Annotated in this window: 14 protein-coding genes; 10 read left to right on the plus strand and 4 right to left on the minus strand. The window is 30.3% G+C overall.

From position 1 onward, the window contains the following. Positions 1 to 42: 42 nt before the first annotated feature. Together BMY86_RS12180 and truB are read left to right on the plus strand one after the other, a co-directional pair. Positions 43 to 852, plus strand: coding sequence for an undecaprenyl-diphosphate phosphatase (locus BMY86_RS12180; RefSeq protein ID WP_091469902.1), 810 nt, complete (start codon positions 43 to 45; stop codon positions 850 to 852). Next, positions 852 to 1556 (plus strand): tRNA pseudouridine(55) synthase TruB, encoded by a 705-nt coding sequence (gene truB / locus BMY86_RS12185; protein ID WP_091469906.1) that lies wholly within the window; start codon positions 852 to 854, stop codon positions 1554 to 1556. Before BMY86_RS12180 ends, truB begins: the two co-directional genes overlap by 1 nt. Here the strand turns inward: truB and BMY86_RS12190 are convergent. After that, positions 1522 to 2112, minus strand: a complete 591-nt coding sequence (locus BMY86_RS12190; RefSeq protein WP_091469910.1) for a thioredoxin family protein — start codon at positions 2110 to 2112, stop codon at positions 1522 to 1524. The genes truB and BMY86_RS12190 overlap by 35 nt on opposite strands. 116 nt (positions 2113 to 2228) lie before the next feature. Between BMY86_RS12190 and BMY86_RS12195 the strand changes: the two genes are divergently transcribed. From BMY86_RS12195 to BMY86_RS12210, 4 genes are all read left to right on the plus strand, one after another. Then, on the plus strand, positions 2229 to 3008 hold the full coding sequence (locus BMY86_RS12195) for a patatin-like phospholipase family protein (RefSeq protein ID WP_177177178.1): 780 nt from the start codon (positions 2229 to 2231) through the stop codon (positions 3006 to 3008). 106 nt (positions 3009 to 3114) lie between these two features. Then, positions 3115 to 3822 carry a UMP kinase gene (gene pyrH / locus BMY86_RS12200; protein WP_091469917.1) on the plus strand — a complete coding sequence of 236 codons (708 nt, stop codon included), beginning with the start codon at positions 3115 to 3117 and terminating at the stop codon, positions 3820 to 3822. Between the two features lie 81 nt (positions 3823 to 3903). Next, on the plus strand, positions 3904 to 4467 hold the full coding sequence (gene frr / locus BMY86_RS12205; RefSeq protein ID WP_091469921.1) for a ribosome recycling factor: 564 nt from the start codon (positions 3904 to 3906) through the stop codon (positions 4465 to 4467). A gap of 124 nt (positions 4468 to 4591) precedes the next feature. Continuing rightward, positions 4592 to 6142 (plus strand): hypothetical protein, encoded by a 1551-nt coding sequence (locus BMY86_RS12210; protein ID WP_143065667.1) that lies wholly within the window; start codon positions 4592 to 4594, stop codon positions 6140 to 6142. 24 nt (positions 6143 to 6166) lie between these two features. On the opposite strand, the gene BMY86_RS12215 is transcribed toward BMY86_RS12210, so the two are convergent. Continuing rightward, positions 6167 to 7189: an NAD-dependent epimerase/dehydratase family protein gene (locus tag BMY86_RS12215; RefSeq protein WP_091469928.1), complete on the minus strand. Its 1023-nt coding sequence runs from the start codon at positions 7187 to 7189 to the stop codon at positions 6167 to 6169. Between the two features lie 114 nt (positions 7190 to 7303). Between BMY86_RS12215 and BMY86_RS12220 the strand changes: the two genes are divergently transcribed. Next, positions 7304 to 7879: a hypothetical protein gene (locus tag BMY86_RS12220; protein WP_218141974.1), complete on the plus strand. Its 576-nt coding sequence runs from the start codon at positions 7304 to 7306 to the stop codon at positions 7877 to 7879. Here the strand turns inward: BMY86_RS12220 and BMY86_RS12225 are convergent, their stop codons facing one another. After that, on the minus strand, positions 7880 to 8284 hold the full coding sequence (locus BMY86_RS12225; protein ID WP_091469934.1) for a hypothetical protein: 405 nt from the start codon (positions 8282 to 8284) through the stop codon (positions 7880 to 7882). A 166-nt stretch (positions 8285 to 8450) separates the two neighbouring features. Between BMY86_RS12225 and asnS the strand changes: the two genes are divergently transcribed. The 3 genes from asnS (at position 8451) to BMY86_RS12240 (ending at position 12062) form a co-directional block, all read left to right on the plus strand. Next, a complete protein-coding gene (asnS, locus tag BMY86_RS12230) occupies positions 8451 to 9899 on the plus strand; it encodes an asparagine--tRNA ligase (RefSeq protein WP_091469940.1) in 1449 nt (482 codons plus the stop codon). A gap of 69 nt (positions 9900 to 9968) precedes the next feature. Further along, positions 9969 to 11438: an RNA polymerase factor sigma-54 gene (gene rpoN, locus BMY86_RS12235; protein ID WP_091469943.1), complete on the plus strand. Its 1470-nt coding sequence runs from the start codon at positions 9969 to 9971 to the stop codon at positions 11436 to 11438. Between the two features lie 9 nt (positions 11439 to 11447). Beyond that, positions 11448 to 12062, plus strand: coding sequence for a hypothetical protein (locus tag BMY86_RS12240; protein ID WP_143065669.1), 615 nt, complete (start codon positions 11448 to 11450; stop codon positions 12060 to 12062). Here BMY86_RS12240 and BMY86_RS12245 read toward each other — a convergent pair. Next, entirely contained in the window at positions 12050 to 12718 is a 669-nt protein-coding gene (locus tag BMY86_RS12245) for a porin family protein (RefSeq protein WP_091469951.1), read from the minus strand. The two genes, BMY86_RS12240 and BMY86_RS12245, sit on opposite strands and share 13 nt — an antisense overlap. Between the last annotated feature and the right edge of the window lie 9 nt (positions 12719 to 12727).

The following is a 12727-nucleotide window of genomic DNA, read 5'->3' on the forward strand; positions in this document are numbered from 1 at the left end:
TAAATTATTACTAATTATTAAAATAAATATTATTTTTGTCTCATGGATTTACTACAAGCAATAATTATTGCCATTATTGAAGGTTTAACAGAGTATTTACCTGTTTCTTCAACGGGACATATGATATTTACCAGTTCTTATTTCGGAATTGAAAAAGAAGAATTCGTTAAGTTATTTCAAGTTTCTATACAATTTGGAGCCATTTTAGCCGTTGTGGTTTTGTATTGGAAAAAGTTTTTCGATTTTTCAAAATGGCAATTCTTCATCAAATTAGCTTGTGCGGTTATTCCTGCTTTGATTTTAGGAAAATTGTTCGATGATAAAATTGAAGCGGTTTTAGAACATCCTACTCCAATTGCAATCGTATTAATTGTTGGTGGAATCATTTTATTATTCATTGATAATTTTTTCAAAAACCCAACTGTTCATACTGAAGAAGATATTACCATAAAAAAAGCAGTAACCATTGGTTTTTGGCAATGTTTAGCCATGATGCCTGGAACGAGTAGAAGTGCTGCCAGTATAATAGGTGGAATGCAACAAGGCTTAACGCGTCAGGCAGCAGCTGAGTTTTCTTTCTTTTTAGCGGTTCCAACCATGTTAGCCGTAACGTGTTATTCAGTGTTTTTGAAAACCTATGACAAAAGCGGTTTAAAAGGTTTCGAATTAATTTTACAATCTCCAGAAAACACTAAAATGTTTGTTGTTGGAAATATAGTAGCATTTGTTGTCGCGGTTTTAGCTATTAAATTTTTTATTGAAATCATCAAAAAATACGGATTTAAACCTTGGGGTTGGTACCGAATTATTGCGGGAATCTTATTATTAGCTTACTTTAATTTTATCAAATAATGACTTCACAAGATTATTTAGAAGGTCAAGTTTTATTAATTGACAAACCGCTTACTTGGACGTCTTTTCAAGCGGTTAATAAATTAAAGTACGGTTTAATTAAAGGATTGCACTTACCGAAAAAATTTAAAATTGGTCATGCCGGAACGTTAGATCCATTAGCTTCTGGTTTATTGATAATTTGTACGGGTAAATTCACCAAAAGAATTGAAGAAATTCAAGGTCAAGCTAAAGAATATACTGGAACAATTACGGTTGGCGCTACAACTCCATCTTACGATTTAGAAACTGAAATCAACGAAACATTTCCAACAGAACATATTACAGATGAATTGATTCATGAAACAGTAAAACAATTTATTGGAGAAATTGATCAGAAACCACCTGTTTTTTCTGCTATTAAAAAAGAAGGTAAACGTTTATACGAACACGCAAGAGCAGGAGAAGAGGTTGAAATAAAATCGAGAAAAGTTACTGTAACCGAATTTGAAATTACGCGTATCGCTTTACCTGAAATTGATTTCAGAATTGTTTGTAGTAAAGGAACTTATATTCGTTCAATTGCATACGATTTCGGACAAGCTTTACAATCGGGCGGACATTTAACAGCGCTTCGTAGAACGAAAATCGGAAATTATTCGGTAGAAAATGGAGTTACTCCGGAAGCTTTTATTGAAGCATTGCAACAATCTCTTTCATCGTAGTCATACCTTTATCATCTAAATACCATTTTTGTAAAGCAATTTTAGCTGGTTCATCAACGATTCCGTGTTTTGCTTTATAATCAAGTATTAAATTTTTTGCAGCTTCTGGTCGTGGTCCCCAATGATTAATTACTTCTAAGTTTTCATCTAAAATAATTAATTTCGGAATCGATCTTGCACCATTTGTTAAAAATTCCGACATCAACGTATCGTTTTCATCTCTAAAAACTACTTTTAATTCAATGTTGTCTACCGAATCAGTCATTAATTTGAGAATCGGTAAAATCTGAGCCACATCGCCACACCAACCTTCAGCAATAACTAACCAAGTTTGTTTGGTATTTATTTTTTGAAGCGCAGCTAAAATTTCAGCATCCATTTTCAGGGTTTTTTCCAAACGATTCATGCGTACTTCATTCAATTCAGAATAGTGTAATAAATCGGCACTTTGGTCATTACCAGTCGATTTTCCTTCTTTAATTAATTGACTTACAAATGCTCTGTATTCAGAATACGTAAAACTTTTTTCTAATGCTGATTTGATGATCGTTAACATAACATGGGATTTGATTCTGCAAAATTAAAAATAATAAATTGCTTTTATGTAATTTAAGTTGCACATAATAATACTGTGACTTTATTCGTTACTTTTGTACTTATAATCTTATAATAATGGAAAGTAATATAAAAAATTATGGTTTGGTTTTTTCTGGTGGAGGTTCAAAAGGAATTGCCCATGCAGGTGTACTTCAATACTTGCAAGAAAAAAATATAAAACCAACTTGTATTGCTGGTTCAAGTGCTGGTGCCATTGTAGGTGCGATGTATTCATTCGGTAAAAAACCGGAAGAAATTTTAGAGTTTTTTAAATCGATTTATTTTTTTCATTGGAAACATTTTACTTTTAAAAAAGCCGGAATTGTAGATTCTGAATCGTTTAAACGATATTTTCAAGAAATATTTGGCGAAGTTACATTGGGTGAATTAGAAATTCCAATTCATATCACCGCTACGGATATGGTGAAAGGAAAATTAAAAATATTTAATCCTGAAACGAAAGTTGTGGATGCGATTTTGGCTTCAACAGCAGTTCCTGGAATGATTTCGCCTTATGAATTAAATGGTGATTTATATAGTGACGGCGGAATTTTAAATCATTTTCCAGCCGATTTATTATTGGGAAAATGCGAATCTATAATTGGTGTTTATGTGAGTCCGTTACAAAATATGGAAGCCAAAAACCTGAATTCTATTAAATCGGTAACTTATAGAGCTTTAGAATTATTAACAGCCAATTCGAGTTATCAAAAATTTAATTATTGTGATTTTATGATTGAACCTAAAGAATTGGCCTATTTTAGTACTTTTGAAACCAATAAAACTAAGATGGAAATGATCTATAAAATTGGTTATGAAGAAGCCAAAAAGTGTTTTGAAAAAATAGAGTCATAATTCTTAAAAACATATTTTTTAAAAAAGAGCGATTTACCTATATTTGCATCAAAATTTCAGAGTTAATCATTAATATATTCTGAAAAAAATCAAACAATTCAACACAATGAGTTACAAAAGAATACTTCTAAAATTAAGCGGAGAAGCTTTAATGGGTGAAAGACAATACGGAATTGATCCTAAAACTTTAGCCGAATATGCAGCTGAAATTAAACAAATTCACGATAAAGGAATTGAAATTGCCATAGTAATTGGTGGTGGAAATATTTTTAGAGGTGTAGCAGGTGCAAGTAATGGAATGGATAGAGTGCAAGGGGATTACATGGGTATGTTAGCTACTGTAATTAATGGAATGGCTTTACAAGGTGCTTTAGAAGATGCTGGAATGCCAACTCGTTTACAAACAGCTTTAAAAATTGAAGCAATTGCTGAACCTTATATCAAAAGAAGAGCTACACGTCACTTAGAAAAAGGTAGAATTGTAATTTTTGGTGCAGGAACTGGAAATCCATATTTCACAACAGATACTGCTGCCGTTTTAAGAGGAATTGAAGTTGATTGTGATGTAATTTTAAAAGGAACTCGTGTTGATGGTGTGTACACTGCCGATCCTGAAAAAGATCCGAATGCAATAAAATTTGATAAAATTTCGTTTGACGATGTATTGGCAAAAGGATTAAACGTTATGGATACGACTGCGTTTACATTGAGTCAAGAAAACAAATTACCAATTATTGTTTTTGATATGAACAAAAAAGGTAACTTACTAAAAATTTGTAATGGAGAAACTGTAGGAACTACTGTAACTATATAATTAGATTATTAGAATTTTAGACTTTTTTAGAAAATTATTAGTCTAATAATCTTTAATCTAACAATCTAAAAAATCAAACTAATGACAGAAGAAATTAATTTTATTATCGACAGCGCTAAAGAATCAATGGATGGTGCAGTAGCGCATTTAGAAAAAGAATTTTTAAATATTAGAGCGGGTAAAGCGTCTCCTCAAATGTTAGGTGGTGTTTTTGTAGATTATTATGGATCTCAAACAGCTTTATCTCAAGTTGCCAATGTAAATGCAGCAGATGCTAGAACGTTAACAGTTACGCCTTGGGAAAAATCGATGTTACAACCAATTGAAAAAGCAATTATGATTGCTAATTTAGGGTTGAACCCGATGAATAATGGTGAAAACATCATTATTAATATTCCTGCATTAACGGAAGAAAGAAGACGCGAATTAGTTAAGCAAGCGAAAGCAGAAGCTGAAGATGCAAAAATTAGTGTGCGTAACGCTCGTAAAGATGCAAACAACGACATTAAAAAAGAAGAGAAAAATGGAACTTCTGAAGATATTTGTAAAAAAGCTGAAGAAGATGTTCAGAAATTAACAGATAGTTTCATCAAAAAAATTGATGATCATTTAGTGGTTAAAGAAGCTGAAATCATGAAAGTTTAAGTTTATTTCTTTATTTAAAATCATACCAAATTTTATTATTAATTTTTAATTACTTTATGCTTGAAGTGACATAATTTCAAGCGTGTATTTATATTTTTTAACCATTAAAAACAGACAAAAACAAATGAAAAAAATTCTCTCAACGTTATTTTGCGTTTTAGCAATTAATGTTTTTTATGCACAGGACATTCCGAATAAAACTATTAAAAGTGAAGTTTTCAAAGACGAATATAAGCATTCAACTATTGCTTTAGTTGAAGACGACGGAAATGGTGGTGTATTTATTGTTAGAAGTTATTTTGGGGGTATTTTTTCACCTGGAGCAGGATATTATTTCGAACACTATGACGCAAATTTAAAATTGATCAAAGAATTCGAATATGAAATGAAACGTTCTGAATTTGAAAAATACGGATCAATTTTAGGAGTAATCATGAATGGTGATCAAGTTAACTTAATTGATTTTGTTTATAATACTAAAGACAAAGCATTTGTTTGTTCTGCATTAACTTCTAAAATCAGTGATTTTAAATTTGATAAAAAAGAACTTTTTAGACTTGCGAGTGAAGATGTAATGAAATCTCAGTGGTTTGGTGGTAATCAATTTGATGGAGATTCAGGAACTAATTTCATTTTAAATGAAGATAAAACTGCGTTTGCCATTACAATTGACATTAAAGATAAAAATACAGAAACACATAAAGTATATTTGTTTGACAACAAGTTAAATAAAAAAATTGACCATAATTTCAAAAGAGAAATTAAAGACAAAAAATTCAAATATGAGAATATTGATGTATCTAAAGATGGAAATAACCTTTACCTTTTAGGAAAAGTTTATACAGATGAGAAAAAGAAGAAAAAAGAAGGTGGAAAATACCAATATGAATTAACAAGAATAAATAAAGATGGTCAGGTTTCTCAAGTTTTCGATACAGATGAACATTTTTCTGGTTCATTAAAAACTGTTGTTTTCCAAGATAAATTAACATGTATTGGATTTTATTCAGATAGAAAAGATTACCGTTACAAAGGGATTAGTTATTTCGAATTAGATCCAATTTCATTAGCAATCCGTAAATCAAAATACAATCCATTTACAGAACAATTTATTGTTGATAAATACGGAAAAAGTAAAGATAAAGAATTGAAAAACTTATCTTTCAGAGGTATAATGATTACTGCACAAAACGAAATTGTATTCAACGCTGAAGAATTTTATATAACAACTCATTATCATAGTTCTCCAAACGGTGGTGGTACTACTACATATGTTTATCATTATGATGATATCGTAAGTGCTAAAATTGGAAATGATGGAAACATTATTTGGGCAAGAAATATCAACAAGCGTCAAGCTACTAGTGGCGACGAATCTTATATTTCTTATACATCAACTATAAAAGGAAATGATACTTACTTCTTTATTAATACAGGTGAAAAAGTAAAAAAATTAAGTAACGATAGAATCCAATTCGGACAAACAAGTACGAAAAAATCAAACTTAAACATTATTAGAATTAACCCAGAGGGTAATTTTGATTTCCAAGAAATTTTAGATGATAAAGCTAATGAAGTACCATTTATGGTTTCAAGTGGGGCAATTGCTAGTAATTCTGTTTATTTCATTGGACGTAAAGGAAAGAAAAAACAAATTTTAAAGGTTACTTTATAATTTAAATAATAAAAAAGAGATTGGTTACCAATCTCTTTTTTTATTTATCAATTCTAAAAAATATTCTTTCATATCTCGGAATTCAAAATCAATTGTATTTTTGATTTTACTACAATCGTGAATTTCTTCATTATATAACGATTTGATAGTCGATTTTGTGAGCATTCTTTTTCTGAAAAACAGCTTCGCAAAAATTAATTCAATAATACTCACCACTTGAGTTTGCCATTTCTTTACCAAATATTTTGGCTTTTTTACATTTTTGTCACACTGAGCTTGTCGAAGTGCTTCCGCAATTCTGTCAAATAATTCTTTATAAGTAATGTCTTCAGCAACTAATGAAAATCGTTCGCCAGAAATGTTACTTTTCATTAAAGTAATCATCGCTTTCACGACATCTTCAACGGCAACAATTCCAATCTTTCCTAACGTATAAAAAGATTGTCCTTCTTTTATGTTTTGAATGAACAAACTGCTGCCATCTTTCGGGAAACCGTATCCGAAAATAACAGCTGGATTTACCATTACCACATCTAATCCTTCTTGAAAGCCACGCCAAACTTCCATTTCGGCTCCAAATTTAGAAATCGCATAATCACTTCGAATGGCTTCTGGATTTCTATCGGTTTCTTCAGTAATTATTTTATTGTGTTCTGTTCCATTTCCTAAAGCAGCAATTGAACTTACATAACATAATTTTTTTACCTTATATGCCAAGCAAATATTAACCACATTTGCTGTGCCTATAATATTGTTTTGATATAGTTTTTCTTCGTCATTTGGATCAAAAGATACATAAGCGGCACAATGATACATGTAAGAAACGTTTGTAAAAGCATTTTCAAGAGCAGGAACATCTAAAACATCGGCTTTTACCCAATCAATTTTTTCATAATCAGAAAGTCGGTTTTCTTTTTCGAAGAGATTTTTAATATAATTGAGTTTCTTCTCACTTCTATAAATAGCTCGAATGGCTTCATGTTCTGAAGTAAGTTGTAGTACTAAATGAAATCCAACTAAACCCGTTGCGCCTGTGACTAATATCATGGAGTAAAAATAATGAAATTTGTTTTGATTTTGAGCGAGAAAAATTAATTACTAATCTATATTTGTTAATTCTGAAACAAAATTAACTGTAAACGTAAGATGCAAATTGAAAAAATGTCGGCCTCAGATTTAGAATTTCTCAAATCTGAAAGTAATAAAAGCAAACAAAGATTCTTCAAACTTTTTATTACAAGTTTAAAATATATTTTGCCCTTATTGTTTTTAATTTTAATTATTCCAATGGAATATTTAAAGTTGTTAAAAGTGTTTAAAAGGAAAAGTGTTAAAACTATCAATAATGAAATTACAGGTTCGTTATTAAGTAATTTTAATGCTTTAGAACTAACTTTATTTGTTGTAATTCCAATAGTAATTTGCTTCTTATTTCTTTTCTACTTTTACTTTTTATATGCCAAATTACCTATTGCAAAAGATAGGAAAGAACAGCAAAAAGAAATTATTTCAATTGCTGTTTTGCGAGTAAGTGAAATTACCGGAAGAATGCGCATGAATGTGCCAACAAATTTAAATGTTGATTATTATTTGTGGTTGGAAAACAATAAATTTAAAATGAAAGAATACTATTTTAATTCACAAATAGACCCCGAATTTTTAAACGCAAAAAGTATCGTAATAGAAAGAACAATTCATTCTAAATTAGAATTATCTAAAAGAGTAATTACTGAATAATTAGTTTTTAAATTGAGTGCTAGAATTACCAAAATTAAAATCACCCCAATCATAAGTAGCAGTAATTAATACTATTGCAACGATTCCAACTGATAAAGTGATGCCAACTACATTCAAAACGGTTGAAGTTGTTCGATCTTTTATGCGTAACGATTTATATTTTTCTGGAGACATTGGAAATTCTATTTTATTACCATTGTCGTAATACACACCATAGTAAGACGAATCTTTATATGTAATTTTTCTTAGTTTTACTTTTCTGTCTTCCGTCGTCATTAATTTTACTGGTTTTTTAGATAAATATGCTTCATTAAACGTGGCTTCTTTTTTATAATACACACTGCAACTATTCAAAAGAATAAAAAGTGATACATAAACAACTGTAGTTTTTATAAAAGTTTTCATGATTTTTATTGCAAATTTACTTATTAATATTTGTAATTAAATGAAAATCAGTTAATTGAATAGTTTTAATCTGTAAAATGTAAATATGAGCTATTGTTAACAAAGTTGAATTTTAAACTCCATTTTTTTGCACTATATTTGCAGTATTAATGAATATTAGGAAAAGATGAAGCATACAAGAATTATAGATTTATTAAACAACACTAAAACTTTACAAGAAGTAACCGTAAAAGGTTGGGTTAGAACATTTAGAAACAATCAATTTATTGCTTTAAATGATGGTTCAACTATACATAATATTCAATGTGTTGTTGATTTTGAAAATACACCTGAAGAAACATTAAAAAGAATTACAACTAGTGCTGCAATTTGCGTAAAAGGTACTTTGGTTGAAAGTCAAGGTGCTGGTCAGAAAGTTGAAGTACAAGTTTCAAAAATTGAAATCTTAGGTGATTCTGATGCAGAAAAATATCCAATCCAATTAAGAAATCGTCCTAGTTTAGAATTTTTAAGAGAACAAGCACATTTACGTGTAAGAACAAATGTTTTCGGAGCGGTTATGAGAGTACGTTCTGTATTGTCATTTGCGGTTCATAAATATTTCCAAGAAAAAGGATTTTACTATGTAAATACACCAATTATTACAGGTTCTGATGCAGAAGGTGCTGGAGAAATGTTCCAAGTTTCGGCATTACCATTTGATAATACACCAAGAACAGAAGATGGAAAAGTTGATTATAAAGAAGACTTTTTTGGAAAGCAAACGAACTTAACGGTTTCTGGACAGTTAGAAGCGGAAACGTATGCCATGGCTTTAGGTCAAGTGTATACATTCGGACCAACTTTCCGTGCTGAAAATTCAAACACTTCTCGTCACTTAGCCGAATTCTGGATGATTGAACCAGAAGTAGCTTTCAATGATTTAGCAGCAAATATGGATTTAGCTGAAGATTTTATTCAGTATGTAATTCGTTATGCAGTTGAAAATTGTGCCGATGATTTAAAATTCTTAGAAGGTCGTTTGTTAGAAGAAGAAAAACAAAAACCTCAAGCAGAACGTAGTGAAATGGCGTTGTTAGAAAAATTAAACTTCGTTTTAGAAAATAATTTCAAACGTGTTTCTTATACAGAAGCTATCGATATTTTAAAGAATTCGAAACCAAATAAAAATAAAAAATTCCAATACTTAATTGAAGAATGGGGTGCCGACTTACAATCAGAGCACGAACGTTTCTTAGTTGAAAAACACTTTAAATGCCCAGTAATTTTATTCGATTATCCAGCAAAAATTAAAGCGTTTTACATGCGTTTAAATGATGGTACGGAACCTGGAAGAGAAACAGTAAGAGCAATGGATATCTTATTCCCAGGAATTGGAGAAATTGTTGGAGGTTCTCAAAGAGAAGAGCGTTTAGATGTTTTAATTGAAAAAATGCACGCTCTAGGAATTGAAGAAGAAGAATTATGGTGGTATTTAGATACGCGTAGATTCGGAACTGCTGTTCACTCTGGTTTCGGATTAGGATTTGAAAGATTGGTATTGTTCGTAACGGGTATGACAAATATTCGCGACGTAATTCCTTTCCCAAGAACACCTCAAAATGCTGAATTCTAAAAAGTGTATTGTTTATTGTTTGTAGTTCAAAATTGTAACTATAAACAATAAACCAATAACAATTAAAATATGCTTAAACACAGTCTAAATTTAAAATTATCTCAGAAATTATCTCCTCAACAAATTCAGTTGATGAAGTTAATTCAATTGCCTACGCAAGCTTTTGAACAACGTCTTCAAGAAGAAATGGTTGAAAATCCAGCTTTAGAAGGCGGAATGGAAGATAAAAATGATTCGTTAGACGATTATAATGATACATCAACTAACGAGGAATATGATGATTATGATAATGAACAAATTGACACTGGCGATATCAATATAGATGAATATTTAAGTAATGATGAAACGCCTGATTATAAATATCAGAGTAATAATTACAGCGATGATGATGAAGATAAATCGTTACCAATTGCTGCACAATTAAGTTTTCATCAAGATTTGATAAATCAATTGAATACCTTCATCCTAACTGAAAGCGACAGAGAAATTGCTGAGTTTTTAGTGGGAAGTATCGAAGATTCTGGATATATCAGAAGAACAATTCAGGACATGGTTGACGATATGGCTTTTACACAAGGTATTTATACCGATGAAAAAACCGTAGAAAGAATTTTAAATATTGTTCAGCAATTAGAACCTTCAGGAGTAGGTGCAAGAGATTTGCAAGAATGTTTGTTGATTCAATTGAAACATAAAACACCAACTGATTCTGTAAATTTAGCCATCGATATTATTGAAAAACAATTCGATGCTTTTACCAAAAAACACTACGATAAATTATTGCAAAAATTTGATTGTACGAAAGACCAATTGAAAAAGGCAATTGATGAAATTGAAAAACTGAATCCGAAACCTGGAGGAAGTTATGATAGCAGTAACAGAACGGTTGAACATGTTGTGCCAGATTTTACAATTCGTATTGTAGATGGCGAATTAGAATTGTTATTAAACGGCAGAAATGCTCCAGAATTGCATGTTTCTAAAGATTATCAAGAAATGTGGCAAACCTATAAAGATTCTAACGATAAATCGAGCGCGCAAAAAGATGCGGTTCAGTTTATCAAACAAAAGTTAGATTCTGCAAAATGGTTTATTGATGCGATAAAACAGCGTCAAGAAACGTTATTTGTAACGATGAATGCCATTATGATTTTTCAGCAAGAATACTTTTTAGAAGGTGAAGAATCAAAATTAAAACCAATGATATTGAAAGATATTGCTGATATGGTTGGTTTAGATATTTCTACCGTTTCTCGAGTAGCCAATAGTAAATATGTTGATACGCCTTATGGCACTAAATTAGTGAAAGAGTTTTTCTCTGAAGCGATGAAGAATGATCAAGGTGAAGATGTTTCTACTATTGAAATTAAAAATATTTTAGAACGTGTAATCGCAGAAGAAGATAAAAGCAAACCTTTACCAGATGAAGATTTAGCGCTTATTTTAAAAGAAAAAGGATATCCAATTGCTCGTAGAACTATTGCGAAATATAGAGAACAATTAGACATTCCTGTAGCCCGTTTGAGAAAAAAAATATAAATTGTAATTGTGAAGACAAAATACCTTTTAGTACCGTTTTCATTTATATTTCATCCCATTTTTATTTCTATTTATGGCGCTTCACTATATTTTATTTTTACAGAAGTTTTTAAAAATAAATTAGCTGAGGTTTATTTGACTTTGTTGCAAATTTTTATTCTAACGATATTATTGCCGTTGTCTTTTTATATGTTGCTTAGAACATTAAAGAAAGTAAAATCATTTACAGAAGCAACCATTGAAGAACGAAGAGTTCCCATTTTTATACAATTAATTTTAATGTATTGTTTGCTAAAATTTACAGTTTTAGACGTTCATTTTCCAGAATTGTATAAATTTTATTTGGGTGGATTTATCAGTGCTTTTTTAGTGTTTGTTTCCGTAATATTAAGATTTAAAGCGAGTTTACACATGATAGGAATTACATCTTTATTTGTGTTTACCGTTTTTTTTACCAAGTATTTTGAAATTGAAGCAATAAATACTTTAGCCTATTTAATTATGTGTATGGGTTTTGTAGCTTCTTCACGCTTGTACATGAAAGCGCATACGCCGAGAGAATTAGTAGTTGGCGTTTTAATTGGTGCTTTACCTCAAGTTTTTGTTTGGTTTTATAGTATGTAAAACTGAAATCCGATATTAAAACTTCTCAGATTTAAATCATTATTTCCAATTTTTTGTTCTTTAAAAACAGGAACTAATCCATAATACGTATATAAATTAATTGAATTGTACCCAATAGCTAAGTACGGTCCGAATACTAATTTATTTAAACTTGAATTGTTTTTGATTTTGATATTTTCCGTATCAGAAATGAATTTCGACTGGCTTGCAAATAAATAATTGAATTTAAAACCTGTATACACGCGCCAAAATTTATGTGAAATTGGTGTTGAATTTCTCCAGCGTAATTCAATTGGAAGTTCTACATAATGCAAAACCAAATTGTTTTTTTGAAAGCCGTTATCAATACTGTAAAAATATTCATTATTAATCGCATCAACACGAATATTATGCTTTATATTATTGTAAGAATAACCTAATCCAGTAGCAATAGCCCAAGTTCTTTCTTTGTTGATAGGCATGTCGCGCATGAATCCGATTGTTACTCCAGATGACAATCCATTTTGAGCAAAACTTTGTGGTTTATCTTGCATCAAATTATAGGTAAGTCCGAAATAAAATTGATCTTCACGATATAATGAATCCGCTTCAACTTTCTCAATAATTTCATTTTGAGAAAAAAGTAAAAATGGAAAAAGAAGCAATAAATATTTCATAGTAACGCT

This window comes from Flavobacterium urocaniciphilum (genome assembly GCF_900110615.1).
Taxonomy (GTDB): Bacteria; Bacteroidota; Bacteroidia; order Flavobacteriales; family Flavobacteriaceae; genus Flavobacterium; species Flavobacterium urocaniciphilum.

Bases quoted from the DNA above. Each gene is read 5' to 3' on its own strand.
- BMY86_RS12180 (WP_091469902.1), top strand. From the start codon at position 43: ATGGATTTACTACAAGCAATAATTATTGCCATTATTGAAGGTTTAACA.
- pyrH (WP_091469917.1), top strand. From the start codon at position 3,115: ATGAGTTACAAAAGAATACTTCTAAAATTAAGCGGAGAAGCTTTAATG.
- BMY86_RS12215 (WP_091469928.1), bottom strand. From the start codon at position 7,189: ATGATATTAGTCACAGGCGCAACGGGTTTAGTTGGATTTCATTTAGTA.
- rpoN (WP_091469943.1), top strand. From the start codon at position 9,969: ATGCTTAAACACAGTCTAAATTTAAAATTATCTCAGAAATTATCTCCT.
- BMY86_RS12245 (WP_091469951.1), bottom strand. From the start codon at position 12,718: ATGAAATATTTATTGCTTCTTTTTCCATTTTTACTTTTTTCTCAAAAT.
- frr (WP_091469921.1), top strand. From the start codon at position 3,904: ATGACAGAAGAAATTAATTTTATTATCGACAGCGCTAAAGAATCAATG.
- BMY86_RS12190 (WP_091469910.1), bottom strand. From the start codon at position 2,112: ATGTTAACGATCATCAAATCAGCATTAGAAAAAAGTTTTACGTATTCT.
- BMY86_RS12195 (WP_177177178.1), top strand. From the start codon at position 2,229: ATGGAAAGTAATATAAAAAATTATGGTTTGGTTTTTTCTGGTGGAGGT.
- BMY86_RS12210 (WP_143065667.1), top strand. From the start codon at position 4,592: ATGAAAAAAATTCTCTCAACGTTATTTTGCGTTTTAGCAATTAATGTT.
- truB (WP_091469906.1), top strand. From the start codon at position 852: ATGACTTCACAAGATTATTTAGAAGGTCAAGTTTTATTAATTGACAAA.
- BMY86_RS12220 (WP_218141974.1), top strand. From the start codon at position 7,304: ATGTCGGCCTCAGATTTAGAATTTCTCAAATCTGAAAGTAATAAAAGC.
- BMY86_RS12225 (WP_091469934.1), bottom strand. From the start codon at position 8,284: ATGAAAACTTTTATAAAAACTACAGTTGTTTATGTATCACTTTTTATT.
- asnS (WP_091469940.1), top strand. From the start codon at position 8,451: ATGAAGCATACAAGAATTATAGATTTATTAAACAACACTAAAACTTTA.